General features: G+C 73.9%; 23 protein-coding genes. 18 read left to right on the plus strand and 5 right to left on the minus strand.

Going from position 1 to position 21,902, the window contains the following annotated elements:
• Positions 1 to 18: 18 nt before the first annotated feature.
• Positions 19 to 1,476: an aldehyde dehydrogenase family protein gene (locus AB0J00_RS08575; RefSeq protein WP_357743026.1), complete on the minus strand. Its 1,458-nt coding sequence runs from the start codon at positions 1,474 to 1,476 to the stop codon at positions 19 to 21.
• Positions 1,477 to 1,733: 257 nt separating this feature from the next.
• Here AB0J00_RS08575 and AB0J00_RS08580 point away from each other — a divergent pair, with 257 nt between their 5' ends.
• A complete protein-coding gene (locus AB0J00_RS08580; RefSeq protein ID WP_357743029.1) occupies positions 1,734 to 3,062 on the plus strand; it encodes an MFS transporter in 1,329 nt (442 codons plus the stop codon).
• 60 nt (positions 3,063 to 3,122) lie between these two features.
• Here the strand turns inward: AB0J00_RS08580 and AB0J00_RS08585 are convergent, their stop codons facing one another.
• Together AB0J00_RS08585 and AB0J00_RS08590 are read right to left on the minus strand one after the other, a co-directional pair.
• Positions 3,123 to 4,619, minus strand: coding sequence for an aldehyde dehydrogenase (locus AB0J00_RS08585; RefSeq protein ID WP_357743032.1), 1,497 nt, complete (start codon positions 4,617 to 4,619; stop codon positions 3,123 to 3,125).
• Positions 4,616 to 5,734 (minus strand): NDMA-dependent alcohol dehydrogenase, encoded by a 1,119-nt coding sequence (locus AB0J00_RS08590; RefSeq protein ID WP_357743035.1) that lies wholly within the window; start codon positions 5,732 to 5,734, stop codon positions 4,616 to 4,618. Before AB0J00_RS08590 ends, AB0J00_RS08585 begins: the two co-directional genes overlap by 4 nt.
• Before the next feature lie 363 nt (positions 5,735 to 6,097).
• On the opposite strand from AB0J00_RS08590, the gene AB0J00_RS08595 reads away from it, so the two are divergent.
• The 16 genes from AB0J00_RS08595 (at position 6,098) to AB0J00_RS08670 (ending at position 19,004) form a co-directional block, all read left to right on the plus strand.
• Positions 6,098 to 7,189, plus strand: coding sequence for an ABC transporter substrate-binding protein (locus AB0J00_RS08595; protein ID WP_357743038.1), 1,092 nt, complete (start codon positions 6,098 to 6,100; stop codon positions 7,187 to 7,189).
• Positions 7,190 to 7,196: 7 nt separating this feature from the next.
• Complete coding sequence (locus AB0J00_RS08600; RefSeq protein WP_357743041.1) at positions 7,197 to 8,051, plus strand: ABC transporter ATP-binding protein; 855 nt, start codon at positions 7,197 to 7,199, stop codon at positions 8,049 to 8,051.
• A gap of 3 nt (positions 8,052 to 8,054) precedes the next feature.
• The gene (locus AB0J00_RS08605) at positions 8,055 to 8,840 is read left to right on the plus strand and encodes an ABC transporter permease (RefSeq protein ID WP_357743044.1); all 786 of its coding nucleotides are present in this window, start codon (positions 8,055 to 8,057) and stop codon (positions 8,838 to 8,840) included.
• Positions 8,813 to 9,979 carry a hypothetical protein gene (locus tag AB0J00_RS08610; RefSeq protein ID WP_357743047.1) on the plus strand — a complete coding sequence of 389 codons (1,167 nt, stop codon included), beginning with the start codon at positions 8,813 to 8,815 and terminating at the stop codon, positions 9,977 to 9,979. The genes AB0J00_RS08605 and AB0J00_RS08610 overlap by 28 nt, the downstream gene beginning before the upstream one ends.
• A 29-nt stretch (positions 9,980 to 10,008) precedes the next feature.
• On the plus strand, positions 10,009 to 10,299 hold the full coding sequence (locus tag AB0J00_RS08615; RefSeq protein ID WP_357743049.1) for a hypothetical protein: 291 nt from the start codon (positions 10,009 to 10,011) through the stop codon (positions 10,297 to 10,299).
• A 21-nt stretch (positions 10,300 to 10,320) separates the two neighbouring features.
• Entirely contained in the window at positions 10,321 to 10,542 is a 222-nt protein-coding gene (locus AB0J00_RS08620) for a hypothetical protein (RefSeq protein ID WP_357743052.1), read from the plus strand.
• A gap of 95 nt (positions 10,543 to 10,637) precedes the next feature.
• Positions 10,638 to 11,507 (plus strand): IclR family transcriptional regulator C-terminal domain-containing protein, encoded by an 870-nt coding sequence (locus AB0J00_RS08625; protein WP_357743055.1) that lies wholly within the window; start codon positions 10,638 to 10,640, stop codon positions 11,505 to 11,507.
• A gap of 109 nt (positions 11,508 to 11,616) precedes the next feature.
• Positions 11,617 to 13,164: a histidine kinase gene (locus AB0J00_RS08630; RefSeq protein WP_357743058.1), complete on the plus strand. Its 1,548-nt coding sequence runs from the start codon at positions 11,617 to 11,619 to the stop codon at positions 13,162 to 13,164.
• A complete protein-coding gene (locus AB0J00_RS08635) occupies positions 13,161 to 13,886 on the plus strand; it encodes a response regulator transcription factor (protein WP_357743061.1) in 726 nt (241 codons plus the stop codon). The genes AB0J00_RS08630 and AB0J00_RS08635 overlap by 4 nt, the downstream gene beginning before the upstream one ends.
• Positions 13,887 to 14,058: 172 nt before the next feature.
• Positions 14,059 to 14,757 (plus strand): 4-carboxy-4-hydroxy-2-oxoadipate aldolase/oxaloacetate decarboxylase, encoded by a 699-nt coding sequence (locus AB0J00_RS08640; protein ID WP_357743064.1) that lies wholly within the window; start codon positions 14,059 to 14,061, stop codon positions 14,755 to 14,757.
• Positions 14,754 to 15,455 (plus strand): alpha/beta fold hydrolase, encoded by a 702-nt coding sequence (locus tag AB0J00_RS08645; protein ID WP_357743067.1) that lies wholly within the window; start codon positions 14,754 to 14,756, stop codon positions 15,453 to 15,455. The genes AB0J00_RS08640 and AB0J00_RS08645 overlap by 4 nt, the downstream gene beginning before the upstream one ends.
• 17 nt (positions 15,456 to 15,472) lie before the next feature.
• Positions 15,473 to 15,751, plus strand: a complete 279-nt coding sequence (locus AB0J00_RS08650) for a muconolactone Delta-isomerase family protein (RefSeq protein WP_357743070.1) — start codon at positions 15,473 to 15,475, stop codon at positions 15,749 to 15,751.
• A 47-nt stretch (positions 15,752 to 15,798) separates the two neighbouring features.
• Positions 15,799 to 16,176 carry a protocatechuate 3,4-dioxygenase gene (locus tag AB0J00_RS08655; RefSeq protein WP_357743073.1) on the plus strand — a complete coding sequence of 126 codons (378 nt, stop codon included), beginning with the start codon at positions 15,799 to 15,801 and terminating at the stop codon, positions 16,174 to 16,176.
• Positions 16,176 to 17,033 (plus strand): class III extradiol dioxygenase family protein, encoded by an 858-nt coding sequence (locus tag AB0J00_RS08660; RefSeq protein ID WP_357743076.1) that lies wholly within the window; start codon positions 16,176 to 16,178, stop codon positions 17,031 to 17,033. Before AB0J00_RS08655 ends, AB0J00_RS08660 begins: the two co-directional genes overlap by 1 nt.
• 28 nt (positions 17,034 to 17,061) lie before the next feature.
• Positions 17,062 to 18,249: a pyridoxal phosphate-dependent aminotransferase gene (locus AB0J00_RS08665; protein ID WP_357743078.1), complete on the plus strand. Its 1,188-nt coding sequence runs from the start codon at positions 17,062 to 17,064 to the stop codon at positions 18,247 to 18,249.
• The gene (locus AB0J00_RS08670) at positions 18,246 to 19,004 is read left to right on the plus strand and encodes a nitrilase-related carbon-nitrogen hydrolase (protein WP_357743081.1); all 759 of its coding nucleotides are present in this window, start codon (positions 18,246 to 18,248) and stop codon (positions 19,002 to 19,004) included. The genes AB0J00_RS08665 and AB0J00_RS08670 overlap by 4 nt, the downstream gene beginning before the upstream one ends.
• 23 nt (positions 19,005 to 19,027) lie before the next feature.
• Here the strand turns inward: AB0J00_RS08670 and AB0J00_RS08675 are convergent, their stop codons facing one another.
• Positions 19,028 to 20,095 carry a HAMP domain-containing sensor histidine kinase gene (locus tag AB0J00_RS08675; RefSeq protein ID WP_357743083.1) on the minus strand — a complete coding sequence of 356 codons (1,068 nt, stop codon included), beginning with the start codon at positions 20,093 to 20,095 and terminating at the stop codon, positions 19,028 to 19,030.
• A 4-nt stretch (positions 20,096 to 20,099) separates the two neighbouring features.
• Complete coding sequence (locus tag AB0J00_RS08680) at positions 20,100 to 20,762, minus strand: response regulator transcription factor (RefSeq protein WP_357743086.1); 663 nt, start codon at positions 20,760 to 20,762, stop codon at positions 20,100 to 20,102.
• 149 nt (positions 20,763 to 20,911) lie between these two features.
• Here AB0J00_RS08680 and AB0J00_RS08685 point away from each other — a divergent pair, with 149 nt between their 5' ends.
• Entirely contained in the window at positions 20,912 to 21,880 is a 969-nt protein-coding gene (locus AB0J00_RS08685) for an LppW family protein (RefSeq protein WP_357743088.1), read from the plus strand.
• The last annotated feature ends 22 nt before the right edge of the window (positions 21,881 to 21,902 follow it).

The raw sequence follows: 21,902 nt of genomic DNA on the forward strand, positions 1-21,902 counted from the left end.
CGGCGGCACCCCGCGGGATCAGGAGGCGGGGAGGCCGACCGAGTGGGTGTCCATGAAGTCGCGGATCCCCTCGATGCCCAGCTCGCGGCCCATGCCGCTGCCGTTGAACCCGCCGAACGGCGCGCGCTCGTCGAGCACCGCGGCGCCGTGCGAGTTGACGAACGTGTAGCCGGTGCGCAGCCGGGCGCCGACCGCGGCGGCCTGCTCGCGATCGGCGGTCCACACCGACGAGCACAGGCCCGACCAGGTGTCGTTGGCCCGCGCGACGGCGTCGTCCAGGTCGTCGAACGGCAGGATCGGGATGGTCGGCCCGAACTGCTCCTCGACGACCACCCGGGCGTCGTCCCGCGGGTCGAGCACGAGCGAGGGCCGCAGGAAGTTGCCCTGCGACAGGTCCTGGCCCTCGAACGCCTCACCGAACTCGCGCACCTCGGCACCGGACTCCCGGGCCTGGGCGACGAGCTCGGCGACGTACTCCTTCTGCCGCGGGCTGTGCAGCGGGCCCATCGTGACGCCCTCGACCAGGCCGTGGCCCAGCTTCATCGTCGACAGCACGTTCGACAGGCCGTCGACGACCTCGTCGTAGCGCGACCGGTGCACGTAGATCCGCTTGGCCGCCATGCAGATCTGGCCCGTGGAGTCGAACGTGCCGGTGAACAGCTTCATCACCGCGTCGTCGTCCAGGACGGCGTCGCGCAGGACCAGCGCCGGGTCGTTGCCGCCCAGCTCCAGGGTGACCCGGGTCAGCGACTCGCTGGCCATCGCCATGATCCGCTTGCCGCCGCCGACGCTGCCGGTGAAGGCGACCTTCTTGACCCGGTCGTCGCTGATCAGCGCCGCGCCGATCTCCGCGTCGGCCCCGGTGACCACGTTGAGCACGCCGGGCGGCAGCAGCCGGGCGACCTGCTCGACGGTGCGCACGGTGGCCAGCGGGCAGGTCGGCGGCGGCTTGACCACCACGGTGTTGCCGGCCAGCAGCGCCTGGGGGAGCGAGGCGGCCAGGATCGCCAGCGGCCAGTTGAACGGCACGATGATCGTGACGACGCCGAGCGGCAGGTAGGACACCCGGGTGTCCAGCGGCGGGGCGGGCAGCTCGACCACCCGGTCGACCTCGTCGGCCAGCGCGGTGGCCAGCCCGAAGCGGTGCGCGAAGACGATCGAGTCGATGAACGACTCCATCCGCACCTTGCCGTTCTCGCGGGTCAGCACCTCGGCGGTCGCCGGGCGGTCGGCCTCCAGCGGCGCGAGCGCGGCGGTGAGCAGCGCGGCGCGGTCCTGCGGGCTGCGGGCGGCCCAGCCGGGGAACGCGCGGTGCGCGGCGGCGACGGCCTCCTCCGCCTGCTTGGCGGTGGCGGCCGCGGCGTAGCCGACGATCGAGCCGTCGGCGGGGTCGACGACCTGGAGCGCGTCGTCGGCCGTCCGCGTCTCGCCGTCGATGAAGAGGTCCGTGCGGATCTCGGGCAGCTCGTGGGGCACTCGTGCACTCCCGGTGCGTCGGCGGATCGGGGACCCGACGGTCCCCGGGCCCACGGTAGGTCGGGACCCGGGAGCCCGCCCGGGACAAGTGACGTAGCGCCCGCGGTCCCCAGGTGGCACACAGGACGGGCACCGCGACGCGGGACAGCCCTCCCGCCGGCCGGTTGCATCGAGGGGGCGGTGGGAACAGGTGCAGCCGGTGCCCGTCCCGCCGACCCAGCCCCGAGTCCGCCCCGGCGTCCAGAGGAGCACGCACCGTGGCCTCCACCACCAGCCCGACCCCACGGACCGGCCCGTCGAAGAAGGGCCTGTTCGCGGCCAGCTTCATCGGCACGTCCATCGAGTGGTACGACTACTACATCTTCGGCACGGCGGCCGCGCTCGCCTTCGGGCCGCTGTTCTACCCCGAGTTCGACCCGCTGACCGGCACGCTCGCCTCGTTCGCCACCTTCGCGGTCGGCTTCGCGGCCCGCCCGATCGGCGCGGCGGTGATCGGGCACTACGGCGACCGGATCGGCCGCAAGGCGATGCTGGTGCTCACCCTGCTGATGACCGGCGGGTCGACGTTCCTCATCGGCGTGCTGCCCACCTACGCCGCGATCGGCATCGGCGCCCCGCTGCTGCTGATCAGCCTGCGGATCATCCAGGGCTTCGGCGTGGGCGGCGAGTGGGGCGGCGCGGTGCTCATCGCCACCGAGCACGCCTCCCCGCGGCGGCGCGCGGTGTACGGCAGCTTCGCCCAGTTCGGGGTGCCGGTCGGGGTGCTGACGTCGAACCTCGCGTTCCTCGCCGTCTCCGAGCTCGACGACGACGCCTTCCTCGACTGGGGCTGGCGGGTCCCGTTCCTGCTCAGCATCCTGCTGGTGGCCGTCGGCTTCGTCGTCCGCAGCCGGCTGCAGGACGCCCCGGAGTTCCAGGAGCTCAAGGAGAAGAGCGAGGTCACCAAGGTCCCGGTGGCCCAGCTGGTCAAGGAGCAGCCCGGCACCCTGGTGTGCGCCAGCCTCGCCTCGATCGCGCCCCCGGCGATCGGCTACACGGTGATCGTCTACATGCTCACCTACGGCACCACCGTCGTCGGCTTCGACCGCACCCGGCTGTTGACGCTCATCCTGATCTCGACGTCGGTGTGGATCGCCACCATCGTCGTGTCGGCACTGGTCTCGGACCGATACGGCTCCCGGAAGGTGTTCGCCCTCGGGGCGCTCACCTGCGTGGTCTGGCCGCTGCCGATGTTCGCGCTGGTCAACACCGGCGAGACCGGCCCGGCGCTGCTCGCGTTCGTGGTGGCCGCCGTCGTGCAGGGCATCATGGCCGGCTCGCAGGGCGGGCTGTTCACCGAGATCTTCGACGTCCGCTACCGCTACAGCGGCATCTCGATCGCCTACCAGGTGGGCGGGATGATCGGCGGCGCGATCACGCCGCTGGTCGCGACCGCGCTCTACGACGCGTACGGGTCGTCCACGCCCATCGCGCTGTACGTGAGCGCGCTGTGCCTGGTGGCGCTGCTGGCCACCTTCGGGGTCCGGGCCCGGCGCACGCCGGACACCGCGGCGGTCGCCGCGGGCACCGCCGCCCGGGCGCGCTGACGCGGGCGGCCGGCCACCCCCTGCCCCGGGGTGGCCGGCCGCCCGCGCTCCCGCGCGGGGCTACTGCGCGGGAGAGGTCTTGAGGACGACCGACTTGAGCTCGGTGTAGAACTCCAGCGAGTGGTCACCGCCCTCGCGGCCGATCCCGGAGTCCTTGAAGCCGCCGAACGGTGCGCGCAGGTCGCGCACCGAGAAGCAGTTGACCCACATGTTGCCGGTGCGCACCTCGCGCGCCACGGTCTGCGCGGTCTCCAGGCTCCGGGTCCAGACCGAGCCGGCCAGCCCGTAGGGGCTGTCGTTGGCGATGTCGATCGCCTCCTCGATCGTGTCGAACGGCATGACCGCGAGCACCGGCCCGAAGATCTCCTCGCGCACGCAGCGCATGCCGTTGTGCACGTCGACCAGCACGGTCGGCTGCAGGAAGTTGCCGTCGGCCAGCGCCGGGTCGGTGGGCCGGCCGCCGCCGGTGAGCACCTTGGCGCCCTCCTCCCGGGCCAGGTCGACGTAGCCGAGCACGCGGTCCAGGTGCTCGGCCGTCACCAGCGGGCCGAGCCGGGTGGCCGGGTCGCGCGGGTCGCCCTGCGTCCAGCCCGCCAGCTCGTCGACCACCCGGGACAGGAACTCGTCGTAGATGCTGCGGTGCACCAGCGCCCGCGAGCCGGCCACGCACAGCTGCCCGGCGTTGCTCACGATGGAGCGGACGGCGCCCGGCACGGCGACGTCCAGGTCGGCGTCCTCGGCCACGATGGTGGCCGACTTGCCGCCCAGCTCCAGCGACAGCCGCTTCAGGCTGGCGCTGCCGTCGCGCATGAGCACGCGGCCGGTCGAGGAGGCACCGGTGAACGCGACCCCGTCGACGTCGGGGTGCCGGGTGAGCGCCTCGCCGGCCGAGCCGGGCCCGAAGCCGTGGACGACGTTGTACGCGCCGTCCGGGAGGCCGGCCTCGGTGCAGATCCGGGCGAGGAAGGTGGCGGTCAGCGGGCTCTGCTCGGCGGGCTTGGCGACCACGGTGTTCCCGAACGCCAGCGCCGGGGCCACCTTCCACGCCATGGTCAGCAGCGGCAGGTTCCACGGTGCGATCGCCGCCACCACGCCCAGCGGCTCGCGCAGCGTGTAGGTGAGGGTGCCGGCCGCGGGGTCGGAGTAGGACTCGCTGCCCACCTGGGTGGCCCAGTCGGCGAAGAACCGGAAGACCGCCGCCGAGCGCGGGACGTCGACCGCGCGGGCGTCGGAGACCGGGATGCCCATGTCGCGGGTCTCCCAGTCGGCCAGCTCGTCGCGCCGGGCGTCGATGAGGTCGGCGACCCGGTGCAGCACGGCGGCGCGCTGCGCCACCGGGGTCCGCGACCACCCGCGGAAGGCGGCCCGGGCGGAGGCGACCGCGGCGTCGACCTCCGCCTGGCCGCCGAGCGCCACGGTCGCGACCACGGAGTTGTCGATGGGGGAGACGCACTCGAAGGTGCGCCCGTCGGCGGAGTCGAGCGCGGCGCCGTCGACGTGGTGGGAGACGTGCACGGTGATCTCCTCGGGGCGGGCAGGGCGGGCCGGGCCGGTCACGCCTCGTGGACGATGAGGCCGCGGATGATCTTGCCGGCGTCCAGGTCCTCGTAGCCGGCGTTGATCTCGTCGAGGGTGTACCGGCGGGTGATCAGCTCGTCGAGCTTGAGCTGGCCCTCCCGGTAGAGCTTGAGCAGCCGCGGGATGTCGTAGAGCGGGTTCGACATGCCGAACACGTGGCCCTGGATGCGGCGCTGGTAGCCGACGACCTGGCCGTTGGCGGCGAGCTGGATCTGGGTGTCGGTGCTCTTGCCGACCGAGGTCACGGTGACCTGGCCGCCCTTGCCGACGATGCCGGCGGCCTGCGACACGACCTCGGAGGTGAGCACCCCGACGGTGATGATGGCGTGGTCGGCCAGCTGGCCCCAGGTGAGCTGCTGCACGGCCTCCTGCGCGGACGCGGCGTCGGCGAACGTGTGCGTCGCGCCGAACTCCATCGCCATCTCGCGCTTGAACGGCGCCGGGTCGACGACGACGACGTGCGCCGCGCCGGAGTAGGCCGCGCCCTGGATCGCGTTCGAGCCCACGCCGCCGGCGCCGAAGACGACCACGGTGTCACCGGCGGCGACCTTCGCGGCGTAGACCGACGAGCCCCAGCCGGTGGGCACGCCGCAGCCGACGAGCGCCGCGACGTCCAGCGGGACGTCCTCGAGGATCTTGACGCAGGAGGCCTGGGACACCACGGCGCGCTCGGCGAACGTGCCGAGCATGCAGAAGCCGCCCAGGTCGTTGCCGTCGTCGTCGTGGAAGCGGAAGGTGCCGTCGCCGAGCATGCCGGTCTGCATCTGCGCGCCCTGGTCGCAGAGGTTCTGCCGGCCGGTGGAGCAGTAGCGGCAGGTGCCGCAGGCGGGGATGAACGAGCAGACGACGTGGTCGCCGGGGACGACCCGGGTGACGCCGGGGCCGACCGCCTCGACGATGCCGGCGCCCTCGTGGCCGCCGACCATGGGCAGCCGGGCGGCGCTGTCGCCGGTGCGCAGGTGCTCGTCGGAGTGGCACATGCCGGAGTAGGCGAACTTGATGCGCACCTCGCCGGGCCCGGGCTCGTCGAGCTCCAGCGTGGTGACCTCCCACGGCTGACCTGCCTGCCGGATGACCGCGGCCCGAGTCCTCATGCCCACTCCCTTCGCTGTGACCGCGGTCATGCCCACGGTGCGGGCCGAACCGTAAGGACGCCCGACCGGGTCCGTCGATCGGACGAATGGCGGCTGCAGAACGCGTCATCTGTCCCGGACGACCCGGAACAGGCCGCTGACCAGGCAATTCGTATCGGACGTGCTCGTCCGGTGGCGAGAACCGCCGCGCGGCGACCGGTGGTGCCCCGCTGTTCCTTGACCTGCCCGTGTGATGGGGGTCATGCTGCTGTGCGGCATAGAAACGCGTGTTCGTATAGCGAACAACGCTGGCGAAGACGTCCACCCGCCCCGCCGACGACCCGAAGAGAGCACGCCGCAGTGAACGAGCAAGGGAGCCCGTCCATGAGCACTCCGACCGACCGCCGCGCCGCCGGACGGCCACGGCGGGCCCTGCGCCGCAGCCGCGGCCTGGTCGCGCTCGGCCTCGCCGCCGCGCTGGTGTCCGCCTGCGGCTCCGGCGACGACGCGGACGCATCGGCCTCGGGCGGGTCCAAGGAGCTGGACGAGGTCACGTTCCTCAACATCCTGCCGCTGGAGACGCTGTCGTTCGCCCCGGAGCTGGTCGCCGACACCTGCGGCTACTTCGCCGACCACGGCCTCAAGGTGAAGTTCGAGACGACCCAGGGCTCGGCGCAGGCGATCCAGACGATCATCGCCGACTCCGCGCTGGTGACCCGGGTCGGCGACATCGAGACGATCCTGGCCGCCGGCGGCAAGGACGCGCCGATCGTGAACATCGGCTCGGCCACCAAGCTCAACACCGTCCGGTTCGTGTCCTCGGCGAAGGACCCGATCGAGTCCGCCGATGACCTCAAGGGCCGCACGATGGGCATCCCCTCGGAGGGCGGGTCCAGCGAGATCACGCTGAACCTGGTGGAGAACTCGGTCGGGATCAACCCCGACGACGTGCCCACGCAGGTCGTCGGGGTGGCCCCCGGCGTCTTCGACCTCGTGCAGAGCGGGCGGGTCGGCGGCTACATCGTCTCCACCGACACCGCGCTGGCGCTGCAGGCCCAGCAGCCCGACGCGCGGGTCTGGGACCCCTCCGACGCGATCAGCGCCGGCGGCCAGCTGTACCTGACGGGCAAGCGGCAGATGGCCGACAAGGACAAGGCCGACCAGCTCAAGCGCTACATGGCCGCGGTCAAGGAGAGCACCCAGTCGATCATCGACGACGAGGCGAACGGCTTCCAGAAGACGCTGGACTGCATCGCCAAGAAGTACGACGTCCCGACCGCGAAGCAGCCGGACGTGGCCAAGGGGACGCTGTCGTTCTACTCGAAGGCGTGGCAGGCCGACGGTGCCGACGAGCTCCTGCAGACCGACCCGAAGCGCTGGAAGTCGGTCTACGACGAGATGGTCGCCGCCGGGATGATCAAGGACGGCCTGGACCCCGCGAAGTGGACCACCGACGACTTCGCGCCGGGGAAGTGACGCGGCGATGACCGGTTCCCACTCCGCCGGCACGACCACCGCCGCCGGCGCGGCCACCGCGGACCGCGCCGCCGGCACGGTCCGGCCGCAGCTCAACCTGACGGGCGTCAACAAGGTCTACGAGGGCCGCCGCGGCGAGACCGTGGCGCTCAGCGACGTCAACCTGTCGATCGCCCGGGGCGAGTTCATCTCCCTGGTCGGCCGCTCCGGCTGCGGCAAGACGACGCTGCTGCGCATCCTGTCCGGCCTGCTCACCCCCACCTCGGGGGTCGTGGAGGCCGACGGGCAGAACATCTGGCGCAACGGCAAGCGCAACGACGAGGCGTTCCAGCAGTTCGGCGTCGTGTTCCAGGAGGCGAACCTGTTCCCCTGGTACACCGTCGCCGAGAACATCTCGCTGCCGCTCAAGCTGCGCGGCGTCGGCAAGAAGGCCCGGCTGGCCCGGGCGTCGGAGCTGTGCCAGCTGGTCGGCCTCCCCGGGTTCGAGAAGGCCTACCCCGGTGAGCTGTCCGGCGGCATGCGGCAGCGCGCGGCGATCGCCCGGGCGCTGAGCTACGACCCGACGATCCTGCTGATGGACGAGCCGTTCGGTGCCCTGGACGCGCTGACCCGCGACAAGATGAACCTGGAGCTGCAGAGCATCCACGCGCAGGCCGGCGCCACGGTCGTCTTCGTCACCCACTCCATCTCCGAGGCGGTGTTCCTGGCCGACCGGGTGGTGCTCCTGACCCCGCGGCCCGGGCGCATCCGCTCGATCACCCCGGTGCCGCTGGAGCGCCCCCGCTCGCTGGAGACCGAGACCAGCGCCGACTTCCAGCGCATCGTGCGCGAGCTCCGCCGCGAGCTGGACGAGGAGGACTGACCCGTGAAGGACCGCGACGGCCTGATGAAGGCCCTGCCCTGGATCAGCTCCCCGATCCTCGTCGTGCTGCTGCTCGCCGTCTGGCAGCTGGCGGTGAGCGCCTTCGGCGTCAGCGAGTTCATCCTGCCGCCGCCGCTGGAGGTGTGGCGGTCGCTGGTCGACCTGGTCAGCGGCTCGGCCGTCTGGGCCGACGTCTGGGTGACCCTCTACGAGGTGATCATCGGGTTCGTCATCGCCCTGGTGGTCGGCATGGTCTTCGGCGCCATCCTGGGCCGGATGGTCTGGCTCGAGCGCGCGGTGCAGCCGGCGATCGTGGCCTTCCAGGTGATCCCCAAGGTCGCGTTCATCCCGATCTTCGTCATCTGGTTCGGCTTCGGGACGACGTCCAAGATCATCATGGCCGCGATCCTGGCGTTCTTCCCGATCATGCTGAACGTGATGCTCGGCGTCCGATCGGTCGACCGCGGGCACCGCGACGTGATGCGCAGCCTCGGCGCCAGCCGCTGGGCCACCTTCAAGTCGCTGGACCTGCCCAGCACGCTGCCCTACGTCTTCGCCGGTGCCGAGGTGGCGATCGTCTTCGCCGTCATCGGCGCGATCGTCGGTGAGTACCTGGGCGGCAGCGAGGGCCTCGGGCACCTGGTGGTCGCCAGCCTCAACGCGCTGGACGCCCCGCAGCTGTTCGCGGTCATCGTGCTGCTGGCCGTCATGGGCTCACTGCTCTACCTGGTGGTGACCACCGCCAAGCGGCTGGTCATCCCGTGGCACGAGTCGGTGGGCCGCCGGTGAGCGCCGCGGTGCAGGGACCGGTGGGGGAGCAGGTGACCGACGAGGCGATCGAGGTCGACGTCGACATCGACGACGTCCGGCGGGCGATGGAGCACTACGCCCGCCGCGGGTGGACCGACGGGCTGCCGGTGATGCCGGTGACCGAGAGCTACCTGACCGAGTTCCTCGCCACCACCGACCGCGACCCCGCGGACGTGGTGTTCCGGATGCCGCACCTGGGCCGCAGCTGCACGGTGCGGGCGGCCGCGATCAACGCGGCGCTCGCCGGCTGCCTGCCGGAGTACTTCCCGGTGGTGCTCGCCGCCTGGGAGGCGCTCACCCTCGACGAGTACCCGGGCAAGGGCATCTGGCAGAGCACCACCGGCACCGCCCCGCTGCTGATCGTCAACGGCCCGGTGCGCGAGCGGATCGGCCTGAACAGCCGGGGCAACGTGTTCGGCTCCGGCTTCCGGGCCAACGCCACCATCGGCCGGGCGATCCGGCTGACGGCGATCAACGTGTTCGGGCTGCGGCCGCACGAGCTGGACCAGGCCACCCAGGCGACGCCGGCGAAGTACACCGCCTGCATCGCGGAGAACGAGGAGCAGAGCCCCTGGGCGCCGTTCCACGTCGACCTCGGCCACGACCCGGCCGACAGCGCGGTCACCGCCATGGTGGTCCGCTCGGTGGTGCACCTCGAGGCGCGGCACACCGTCGTCCCCGAGCAGCTGGCGCTGGACCTGGCCGGCACGCTCGCCCGCACCGGTGCGCTGATCCACGAGACGATCAGCGGCTGCCTGGTGCTGGGGCCCGAGCACGCCGAGGTCTTCGACCGGGCCGGCTGGAGCAAGACCGACGTCCGCCAGGCGGTGTACGAGCGGGCCTGGAACAGCCGGGCGGCGCTGGCCGCCGTCGGCAAGGAGGCGGTGTCCCGCAGCACCCGCTGGCGGGTGCCGGCCGACCACCCGGACGCGGTGCCCGACCGGGCCGCGGAGGCCGGCAGCGACCAGGTCGCCGTCCTCAACTCGCCCGAGGCGCTGCTCGTCGTGGTCGCCGGGGCCAACAACGCGGGTGTCTCCGCGGTGATCGAGACGTTCGGCCCGCGCGGCGGCCCGCCGTCCACCGCCCGGGTGCCCGAGCCCGCGACGAGCGGCGCCTGAGCGCCGTCCACCAGGAGAGGAGGAGAGGCATGGCACGCGAACTGCTGCTCGACCCGACCGGCGACGGCGGCGCGGCCGGCGACGACCGGCTGGCCCCGCGGCTGCGCACCCTGCGCGGCGCGCGCATCGGGCTGCTGGACAACACCAAGCCGAACGCGTCGGTGCTGCTGGCCGAGGTGGCCCGGCAGCTGCGCCGGGACCACGACGTCGGCGAGGTCACCACGTACGTGAAGAGCTACTTCGGCACCCCGGTCGAGGAGAGCCTCATCCAGCAGATGCTCAAGAACTGCGACTTCGTCGTGGCGGGCATCGGTGACTAGGGCTCCTGCAGCGCGGCCAGTGTGGCCGACGGGATCCTGCTCGAGCGTGCCGGCGTGCCGGCGGTCAGCATCTGCACCGAGGCCTTCCGCATCCCCGGTGAGGCGATGGCGAAGGCGTACGGCTTCCCCGGGTACCGGTTCCTCCTGGTGCCGCACCCGGTCGCGAGCCTCGACGAGCGGCAGATCGCCGAGCGCGTGGTGGCGAAGCTCAGCGAGCTGGTCGGGATCGTCGCCGGCGGCTGAGGTCCGCCGGGTGCCCACCCCTCCCGGGACGTCCGGGAGGGGTGGGGCCGGTGTCTAGACTCCTGGCCCCGGGACCCTCGAGCACGGGGCTGGCAGTGAGCGACGAGCACAGGCACGCGGACGACGGCAGGCCGCTGGACGACATCGCGGACGACGCAGCCGACGGGTCGCCCGAGCGGGGCGACTGGTTCGCCAAGAGCTTCGCGCGCGGGCTCGAGGTGATCAAGGCGTTCTCGCCGGACGAGCCCCAGCCGACGCTGTCCGACATCGCCCGCAAGACGGGGATGACCCGGGCGGCGGCCCGCCGGTTCCTGCTCACCCTCGTGGAGCTGGGCTACGTCGGCACCGCCGACCGGCGGTTCTTCCTCCGGCCGGCGGTGCTGGAGCTGGGGTTCACGTACCTGTCGGTGCTGAGCCTGCCGCAGCTGGCGCACCCGCACCTGGCCGCGCTCACCGAGCAGATCGCCGAGCGCACCAGCCTGGCCGTGCTCGACGGCGACGAGATCACCTACGTCTCCGTGGTCGGCTCGCACCGGGTGTTCACCAACTCCATCGCCGTGGGCACCCGCGGCGCGGCCTACCTGAGCTCGCACGGGCGGGTGCTGCTGGCCGGGCTGCCGCCGGCGCAGCTGGACGCCTACCTGGAGCGGCTGCACCTGGAGCGGCGCACCGCCTGGACGGTGCCGGACAAGGCGGCGCTGCGCCGGCGCATCGACGAGGCGCGGGCGCAGGGCTGGGCGCTGGTCGAGCAGGAGCTGGAGGAGGGCGTCAACTCCCTCGCCGTCCCGCTGCACGGCCCCGACGGCCGGGTGGTCGCGTCGGTCAACATGGCCAGCCACGCGCACCGGCGGTCGCCGGCCGCGCTGCGCGGCGAGGTGCTGCAGGCGATGCAGGCGGCGGTGGCCGCGATCGAGCGCGACCTGGCGCTCGCCGGCGGCGGCGCCCGCACCCGGCAGCGGCTCTGACCCCTCCGGGGGCCGGCCGGGGCCGGGGGCGCCCCGGCCCCGCGGTGACCTGCGACACTGGCGGACGAGGCGGCCGCGACGGTGCGGCCACCGGCAGGAGTGGGGTGGGATGGCACTGGTGCGGGGCGCGGTCGACGCGGGCCCCGGCGCGGTCCCGGCGGGTGCGCCGGACGACGCGCTGCGGACGCTGGTGGAGGCGTCGCCGGACGGGCTCGGCGAGCTCGACGCCGCGGGGCGGTTCACGTTCGTCAACGCCGCGGGCGCCGCGGTGCTGCGCCGGCCCGCCGCCGAGCTGGTCGGCCGACCCGCGCCCTTCGTGACCGGTCCGCTCGACCCCGGCGACGCCGGTGGGCGGCTGGCCGCGTGGACCTCCGCCGACGGCCGCCGGCGCACCCTCGAGTACCGCACCGTGCCCCGCCCCGGCGGCGGCGCCGCGGTGTGGTTCAGCGACGTGACCGACGTCGTCCGGCAGCAGGAGCGGCTGACCGCGATCGTCCGGGCCGCCTCCAGCGTCGCCGGCTCCGGTTCGCTGCGCGCCACGCTGGACGCGGTCGCCCGCGAGGTCGTGATGACCGGCAACATCGGCGCGGTCCAGATCCTGGCGCTGGACGACCCGCACGAGGAGCTGCAGATCCTCGGCATGGCCGGGTTCGGCGCCGCCACCGACTTCACCGAGCGGCTGAGCGAGTGCCGCCGGTTGGGCGCCCGGGTGCTGTTCATGGAGGCGTTCGAGTCCGGTCGGCCGGTCGTGCAGCCGCACCGCAAGGCCGCGATACTGGCCGACCCGACCTGGGCGCCGCTGCACGAGGTCATGGACGTCCCCGACTGGGACAGCTTCGTGGCGGTGCCGCTGATCGTCCGCGGCCGCACGGTCGGCGTCATCAACGCCTACTACCTGCCCGACGAGGACCCCGGCCCGGGCTCGCTGGTCTTCCTGGAGGCGATGGCCGACCACGCCGCGGTCGCCATCGACACCGCCGCGCTGCTCGCGCAGGCCCGCTCGCAGGCGGAGTCCGACGAGCGCCGCCGGCTGGCCCGCGACCTGCACGACTCGGTGGTGCAGCAGCTGTTCTCGATGCGGCTGCAGGCCGGGGCGCTGCAGGCCCAGCTCGACGACGGCGCCGACCCCGGCCGGGTGCGCGCCGCCGCCACCGAGCTCGCCGAGCTGTCGCAGAGCGCGCTGGCCGACCTGCGCGGGCTGGTGTTCGAGCTGCGCCCGCTGGACCTCGCCGAGCGCGGGCTGGTCGAGTCGGTCCGGGTGCACGCCGACGGGCTCGAGGTGCGCAGCGGCCTGTGCGTCGAGGTGATCGCGCCCGAGGACCTGGAGCTCGAGTGGGGCCTCGACGTGCAGGAGGACGTCTACCGGATCGTGCAGGAGGCGCTGCACAACACGGTGAAGCACGCCCGCGCCGCCGACGCCTGGGTGCGGTTCAGCGGGGAGCCCGGCGGCACGGTGGTGGTCGAGGTCGTCGACGACGGCTGCGGTGGCGACGAACCGGGCGACGGCATGGGGCCCACGCTGGGCATCGTGTCGATGCGCGAGCGTGCCGAGCGCTGGGGTGGCCGGCTGCACGCCGGCCCGGGACCGGACGGCGGCTGGGCGGTGCGGCTGGTGCTGCCCGCCACCCCGACCGGGCTGAACGGAGGAGGACGGTGAGCACCCTGTCGGAGGACACGGCCGGCGCTTCGGGACCGGGGGCGGTGGGCGCCGAGGCGGCCGCGGGCACGATCCGGTTGATGGTCGTCGACGACCACGCCATCGTGCGGCGCGGCATCCTGGCCTACGTCGACGCGGTCCCGCGGGTCCAGGTGGTCGGCGAGGCGGTCGACGGGCAGGACGCGCTGGCCCGGCTGGCCCAGTGGCGGGCCGAGGGCGCCGCGCTGCCGGACGTCGTGCTGATGGACCTGCAGATGCCCCGGATGGGCGGCATCGAGGCCACCGAGGCGATCAGCCGCGAGCACCCGACGGTCAAGGTGGTCGTGCTGACCAGCTTCGGCGAGGTCGAGCGGGTGCACACCGCGCTGGCCGCCGGCGCGGCCGGCTACCTGCTCAAGGACGCCGAGCCCAGCGAGGTGGTCGCCGCGATCGAGGCGGCCGCCGCCGGCGAGGTGCACCTGGACGCCGCCGTGGCCCGGCAGCTCACCCGGCGGATGGCCGGCCCCCAGGTGGGGCTGGCCGCGCTGACCGCGCGCGAGCGGGAGATCCTCGTGCTCGTCGCCCACGGGCACAGCAACCGCGACATCGCCGACCGGCTGGTGATCAGCGAGCGCACCGCCCGCACCCACGTGAGCAACGTGCTGGCCAAGCTGCAGCTGCCCTCGCGCACCCAGGCGGCGCTGCTGGCCATCCGCGAGGGGCTCATCCCGCCGCCGAGCTGAGCCGCGGGCTGGGACGGATGACGTAGGCACCCCGTGCCACGTTGCGCGGCGACGAGCTGACAGCAGGCCGTTCCGGCGGGCCGGGCCGGGCTCTAGCGTGGGGCCGTGAGCGGGGTCACCGCCTCGCACCACCGGCGGCGGCCCCGACGCCGCGCCCCGACCTGGAGGCCCGATGCCCGCCCGGCACGTGATCGTCACCAACACCCCGCGCCCGGACGCCGACGCCGTCGCCGTGCTGGCCAAGGCCGGCGTCGCCACCGCGCACGAGGCGATGGGCCGCCGCGGCCTGACGCACCCGGTGCTGCGCCCGATCTACGCCGGCGCCCGGATCGCCGGCCGTGCGGTGACCGTGCTCAGCCAGCCCGGTGACAACCTGATGATCCACGCCAGCATCGAGCAGTGCGGGCCGGGTGACGTCCTGGTCGTCACCACCACCTCGCCCTCGACCGACGGCATGTTCGGCGAGCTGTTCGCCACCCAGCTGGCCGCGCGCGGCGTGCTCGGCCTGGTGATCGACGCCGGCGTCCGCGACGTCGCCGAGCTCACCGCGATGGGCTTCCCGGTCTGGTCGCGCGCGGTGTCCGCGCAGGGCACCGTCAAGGCCACGCCGGGCTCGGTGAACGTGCCCGTGGTCGTCGCCGGGGCGCTGGTGCACCCGGGTGACGTGGTCGTCGCCGACGACGACGGCGTGCTCGTCGTGCCGCGCGCCGACGCCGCGGAGGTGGCCGAGGCCGCCACGAAGCGCGAGGCCAACGAGCAGGGCAAGCGCGAGCAGTTCCAGGCCGGCGTGCTGGGCATCGACGTCTACGGCATGCGCGAGAAGCTCGCCGACCTCGGCGTCACCTACGTCGACGCGGGGGAGCAGCAGTGAGCACCTTCGTCCTGGTGCACGGCGCCTGGCACGGCGGCTGGGCCTGGGACCGGGTCGCGCCTCTGCTGCGCGCCGCCGGCCACGAGGTGCACGCGCCCACGCTGACCGGCCTGTCCGAGCGCGCGCACCTGCTGTCGCCGCAGGTCGGCCTGGACACCCACACCGAGGACGTCGTCCGGCTGCTGGACGTGCTCGACCTGCGCGACGTCGTGCTGGTCGGCCACAGCTACGCCGGGCAGCTGGTGACCACGGTCGCCGACGCGCGGCCCGAGCGGGTCGCGAAGCGGGTGTACCTCGACGCGTTCGTCGGCGTCGACGGCGAGACCGCGGTGTCGCTGCAGCCGGAGACCGTCGCCCACCACTGGGCGGAGTCCGCGGCCGAGCAGGGCTTCGGCTGGCTGGTGCCCGTGCGCAAGCTCTCGGTGCTCGGGGTGACCGAGCAGGCCGACGTCGACTGGCTGACGCCCAAGCTCACCCCCCACCCGTGGAAGACCTACACCGACCCGCTGCGCCTGACCGGTGCCGGCGACGCGGTGCCCGCGGCGTTCATCGAGTGCGTGAGCTGGATGCGGGTGTTCCAGAGCCAGGCCGAGCGGGCGCGGGAGCGCGGCTGGCCGGTGCACGAGCTGGAGACCGGGCACGAGGCGATGGTCACCGCCCCCAAGGCGCTGGCCGACGTGCTGCACGAGCTGGCCTGAGCAGGAGGAGAGCGGTCATGGAGTTCCTGGTCCGGTCGGAGAACCGGTTGCCCGCCGACTTCCCCGCGGAGCGGCGCGCGGAGCTGCGCGCCGGTGAGCGGGCGCGCGCGATGGAGCTGCGCGAGGCGGGGGTGCTCAAGCGGCTGTGGCGGGTGCCCGGCCGCAATGCCACCGTGGGCCTGTACGAGGCGGCCGACCCGGCGGCGCTGCACGACGCGCTGATGTCGCTGCCGATGTCGCCGTGGCTCGACGTGCACGTGGAGGCGCTGGCCACGCACCCGCAGGAGCAGAAGTGACGATCACGGCACCTGGCCCGCTGCGGCCGACGCGCGAGGAGACCCCGATGAGCAGCAACGAGCAGACCGCCGTCCCGGCGCGCCAGCCGATCGACGTGCCCGGCACGCCGATCTTCGACGGCGCGACCAGCCGCCGCGGGCTGAGGATGAACAAGCTGTTCATGAGCCTGCGCACCAAGGAAGCCCGGGACCGCTTCCTGGCCGACGAGCGCGCCTACTGCGCCGAGTTCGGGCTGACCCCCGAGCAGACCACCGCCGTGACCGGGCGCGACTGGCAGGCCATGATCGACCTGGGCGGCAGCATCTTCTACGTCTACAAGCTGGCGATGATGGACGGGCTGTCCATGCAGTACCTGGGTGGCGTGTTCACCGGGATGACCGAGGACGAGTTCAAGGCGGCGCTGGCCGAGCGGGGGAAGTTCTGATGGCCGAGGTGATCTGGGGTCTGGCGACGTCCCACGTGCCGTCGATCGGCGCGGCCGTCGACCGGCAGAAGACCCAGGACGACAACTGGAAGCCGCTGTTCGACGGCTACAAGCCGGCGCAGGCGTGGCTGGCCGAGCACCAGCCCGACGTGGCGATCGTGATCTACAACGACCACGCCAACGGCATCGACCTGGACATCGTGCCGACCTTCGGCATCGGCACCGCCGACCACTACCCGGTGGCCGACGAGGGGTTCGGCCAGCGCCCGGTGCCCGACGTCGTCGGTGCGCCGGAGCTGTCGTTCCACCTGCTGGAGAGCCTGGTCGACGACGGCTTCGACCTGACCGTCTTCCAGGAGCTGGAGGTCGACCACGGCCTCACCGTGCCGCTGTCGGTGTGGACGCCGGAGCCCGGTCAGGCGTGGCCGTGCCCGGTCGTGCCGCTGCTGGTCAACGTCATCCAGTACCCGCAGCCGACCGCCGCCCGCTGCTACGCGCTGGGCAAGGCGCTGGGCCGGGCGATCCGCAGCTTCCCGCAGGACCTCAAGGTCGCGGTGCTGGGCACGGGGGGCATGTCCCACCAGCTGGCCGGTGCCCGGGCCGGGTTCGTGAACCCCGAGTTCGACCAGCAGTTCCTGCGCGAGATCGAGACCGACCCGGAGAAGCTGGCGCAGCTCTCGCGCGAGGACTACGTCCGGCTGGCCGGGTCCGAGGGCATCGAGATGATCATGTGGCTGATCATGCGGGGCGCGCTCAACGACGAGATCTCGCGGGTGCACGACACCTACTTCGTGGCGGCGTCGAACACCGCGGCGGCGCTGGCGCTGTTCGACAACCGGGTGTCCGCCTCCGTCTGAGGGCCCCGCCGCTTGGCAGGATGAGCCGGTGACCCGCGCCCCGTACCTCGTCGACCGGTTGCAGGCCTTCGGGACGACGGTCTTCGCGGAGATGAGCGCGCTGGCCGCCGCCACCGGCGCGATCAACCTGGGCCAGGGCTTCCCGGACGAGCCGGGGCCGGCCGCGGTGCTCGACGTCGCCCGTGCGGCGATCGGCACCGCGGCCGACCAGTACCCGCCCGGTCCGGGGACGCCGGAGCTGCGGGCGGCCGTCGCCGAGCACCAGCAGCGGTTCCGCGGGCTGACCTACGACCCGGAGACCGAGGTGCTGGTCACCGCCGGCGCCACCGAGGCGCTGACCGCCGCGCTGCTGGCGCTGGTCGAGGCCGGCGACGAGGTGGTCACCTTCGAGCCGATGTACGACAGCTACGGCGCCGCGGTCGCGATGGCCGGTGGCGTCGTCCGGGCGGTGCCGCTGCGCCCGCCGGCCGGTGGCGAGGGGCCGTGGACGTTCGACGAGGCGGAGCTGCGCGCCGCGGTCACCCCGCGCACCCGGCTGCTGCTGCTCAACACCCCGCACAACCCCACGGGCAAGGTGTTCACCCGCGACGAGCTGGCGGTGGTCGCCGACGTCGCCACCGCGGCCGGCCTGCTGGTGCTCACCGACGAGGTGTACGAGCACCTGGTGTTCACCGGCGCCCGGCACGTGTCGATCGCCGGGCTGCCCGGCATGCGCGAGCGGACGCTGGTGGTCAGCAGCGGCGGCAAGACCTTCAGCACCACCGGCTGGAAGGTCGGCTGGGTGTGCGCCCCGGCGCCGCTGGTGGCGGCCGTGCGCACGGCCAAGCAGTTCCTCACCTACGTCAACGCAGGCCCCTTCCAGCCGGCGGTCGCCGCGGGGCTGCGGCTGCCCGACGCGTACTTCGCCGGCGTCGCCGCCGACCTCGAGGCCAAGCGGGACCTGCTGGTCGCCGGGCTGCGCGCCGCCGGGCTGCCGGTGGTCAGCCCGGAGGCCACCTACTTCGCCACCGTCGACGTGCGGCCGGTGCAGCCCGACGGCGACGGCTGGGCGTTCTGCCGCTCGCTGCCCGAGCGCGCCGGGGTGGTCGCGGTGCCGAGCGTGGTCTTCTACGACCCCGCCGACGCGCACCTGGGCCGGCACCTGGTGCGGTTCGCGTTCTGCAAGCGCGCCGAGGTCCTCGCCGAGGCCGCCGACCGCCTGAGGAGGCTCTCGTGACCCGGATCGCCGCCGTCCAGCACGACATCGTGTGGGAGGACCGGGACGCCAACTTCGAGCGGCTCGCCCCGCAGGTGGCCCGCGCGGTGGGCGCCGGCGCGGAGCTGGTGCTGCTCACCGAGACCTTCTCCACCGGGTTCTCGATGACCCCGGGCATCGGCGAGCCGGTCGACGGGCCGTCGTCGGCGTTCCTCGCCGCCCAGGCGGCCGCGCACGGCGTGTGGGTCGCGGGCACCTGCCCGGAGGTGTCCCCGGGTGAGGAGCTGCCGCACAACACGTTCGTGCTCGCCGGCCCCGACGGCACCACCCACCGCTACCGCAAGCTGCACCCGTTCGCCGGCGAGCGCGACCGCTTCCGTGCCGGCACCGGACCGGTGACCGTCGAGGTCGCGGGCCTGCGGATCACCCCGTTCATCTGCTACGACCTGCGGTTCGCGAACGTCTTCTGGAGCGCCGCCGCCGGCACCGACGTCTACCTGGTGCCGGCCAACTGGCCCAGCCCCCGCCGGCTGCACTGGCAGACGCTGCTGCAGGCCCGGGCGATCGAGAACCAGGCCTACGTGGTCGGCTGCAACCGGGTCGGCGACGACGGCACCGGGCTCGGGCACGCCGGCGACAGCCGGGTGGTGAGCCCCACCGGCGAGCTGCTGGCCACCGCGGCCGGCGCGGAGACGATCGTGCTGGCCGACGTCGACGCCGCCGAGGTCGCCGCCACCCGCGAGCGCTTCCCGTTCCTGGCCGACCGCCGGGGCTGAACACCGATGCGGCACGGGCCCGCTCAGTCCTCGGGCAGCTCCACCCGCACCGACAGGCCGCCCTCGGTGCGCGCGACCGCGTCGACCGTCCCGTCGTGCGCGGTGGCGATCGACCGGACGATGGTGAGCCCGAGACCCGCGCCGCCGGTGTGCACCAGGCGGTCACCGCGCGCCCGGCGGAACGGCTCGAACAGGGTCGGCACCAGCTCGGCCGGCACCACCGGGCCGCTGTTCTCCACCTCCAGCACCGCCGGGCCGGGGCCCACCCGCACGCACACCCAGCCGCCGGGGTCGTTGTACTTGATGCCGTTGGACACCAGGTTGGCCAGCAGCCGCTCCAGCAGCGCGGCCTCACCCGGCACCGTCACCGGCGCCAGCTCGGTGCGCAGCGCGACCCCGGCCGCGCGGGCGGCGTCGGCGTGCAGGGACACCGTCGCCGCGGCGAGCTCGTCCAGCCGCTGCGGCGTGCTCGACCGCAGGCCCTGGTCGGTCTCGGCGAGCACCAGCAGGCCCTCGACGAGGTCCTCGTTGCGCTGGTTGGTCTGCAGCAGCTGGCGGGACAGCAGCTCCAGCTGGTCCGGTGTGGGGTCGCCGGTCAGGCTCACCTCGATGAGGGTGCGCTGCACGGCCAGCGGGGTGCGCAGCTCGTGCGAGGCGTTGCCGGCGAACCGGCGCTGCCCGTCGTAGCCCTCGGCGACCCGGTCGAGCATCCGGTCGACCTCGCCGGCCAGCCGCCGCAGCTCGTCGTGCCGACCGTGCACCCCGGTCCGCTCGGCGAGGTTCTGCGGGCCGAGCCGGCCCACCGTCTCGGTCAGCCTCCGGACCGGGGCCAGCGTCCACCGGGCCAGCAGCACGAGCCCGGCGAGCACCGGGACGCTCACGCCGGCCAGCAGCGTCAGCCCGTGCCCGGAGGTGAACTGGTTGTTCTGGCAGTTGTAGCCCCAGGTGCTGGGACCGCACATCGTGTAGTCCTCGAACACGTGGTGGTACAGGTTCGTGGCCAGCAGCCACGCCCAGCCGGCCCAGAGCCAGCCGGCGAGCAGGGTGACCAGCACCGTCAGGGCGACGCGGGCCCGCAGACCGGAGCGCACCGGGTCAGGCCGTCCCGAGCCGGTAGCCCACCCGGGGCACCGTGTGCAGCACCGGCGGGTCACCGAGCTTGCGGCGCAGCGTCATGACCGCCACCCGCACCGCGTTGGTGAACGGGTCGGCGTGCTCGTCCCAGGCCTGCTCCAGCAGCTGCTCGGCGCTGACCACCTCGCCGCCGGCGCGCAGCAGCACCTCCAGCACGGCGAACTCCTTGGGGGTGAGCTGCAGCAGGGCGCCGTCCCGGGAGGCGGTGTGCCGGGGGACGTCGAGGACGATGCCGTCCTGCTCGAGCACCGGCGGCGCCGCGGCGCGGCTGCGCCGGGCCAGCGCCTGCACCCGGGCGGCGAGCTCGGCGAACGCGAACGGCTTGGTCAGGTAGTCGTCGGCGCCCAGCGCGAGGCCGTCGACCCGGTCGCGGATGCCGGCGGCCGCGGTGAGCAGCAGCACCCGCGTCTCGATGCCCTCCGTGGTCACGTAGCGGCAGAGGTCGTCGCCGGTGCGCCCGGGCATGTCCCGGTCGAGCACCGCCACGTCGTACCGGTTGACCGCCAGCCGCTCCAGCGCCGCGTCCCCGTCGAAGCAGACGTCGACGGCCATCGCCAGCCGGCGCAGCCCCTCGGCCACGGTGTCGGCGAGCAGCCGCTCGTCGTCGGCGACCAGCACCCGCATGCGTCGTTCCCCTCCCGGACGTCCCCGCCCTGTTCTCGGCGCCGCACCGGCCGGACGGGACCAGTGCGCAGCGTCGCCCGGCGGGGATAAGCCCCGCATAAGCGGAACGCTGACGTCCGGCCGACGGAGCCGTCGGCACAGTCCGCAGCATGACCCACGGGGACCGCCAGCAGACCCGCACCCGCAGCCGGGTGCCCGTGCCGCCGCAGCGCACCGCACCGCCGAGGATGCCACCGGCCGCGCCGCGCGTCCCGGCCCGCCGGCGGACGGTGCGGCGTCCGAGGACCGGGCGCCGGCTGCTCGCCCTCCTCCTCGGGGCGGCGCTGCTGACCGGGGCGGGCTGGGCCACCGGGCGGCTGGAGCTGCCCGGCCTGGGGTCCGCGGGGACCGGGGACGGAGCGGTGCTCGCCGCCGTCGAGGCCGCCGCCCGGCCGGCCGGCGGCTCGATCGCGGTGGTCGTCGCCCGGCCCGGCGGGGCAGCGCGGACGGCGTCCGGCGACGCGGGGGAGCCCCGGTCCACCGCGTCGCTGGCGAAGCTGTTCGTCGTCCAGCAGCTGCTCGAGCGGGCCGCCCAGGGCCGCGTGCAGCTGCGCGCCGCCGACCGCGCCGACCTCGAGCGGGCGGTCAGCCGCTCCGACGACCAGGCCATGAACCGGCTCTGGACCCGGTTCGACGGCGCCGCGCTGGTCCGCGCCACGGCGGGGGAGTTCGGGCTGACCGGCACCGCCCCGCCGGCGGTGCCCGGCCAGTGGGGGCAGACCACCACCACGGCCGACGACCTCGCGCAGTTCCTCGGCACCCTCCCGCGCCACCTGCGCGACGGCGACCTGGCCGACCTGACCGGGTGGATGCGGGCCGCGTCGGCGCGCGGCGCCGACGGCTTCGACCAGGCGTTCGGGCTGCGCTCGACGGCGGTGGACGGCGACGGGGACGTGGCCGTGAAGCAGGGCTGGATGTGCTGCGTCGACGGGCGGCGGGACCTGCACTCGGTGGGGCTGCTGCCCGACGGCACCGCCGTCGTGCTGCTGGGCCGGTTCCCGGAGTCGACGTCCTGGGCCACGGCGCGCACCGCGCTGGACCGGGCCGCCCGGGGCGTGACCCGGGCGGCCGGTCGCTGATCCGGGGGCACGGCGGTTCGGC

This window comes from Modestobacter sp. NPDC049651 (assembly GCF_040659695.1).
Lineage (GTDB): Bacteria > Actinomycetota > Actinomycetes > Mycobacteriales > Geodermatophilaceae > Modestobacter.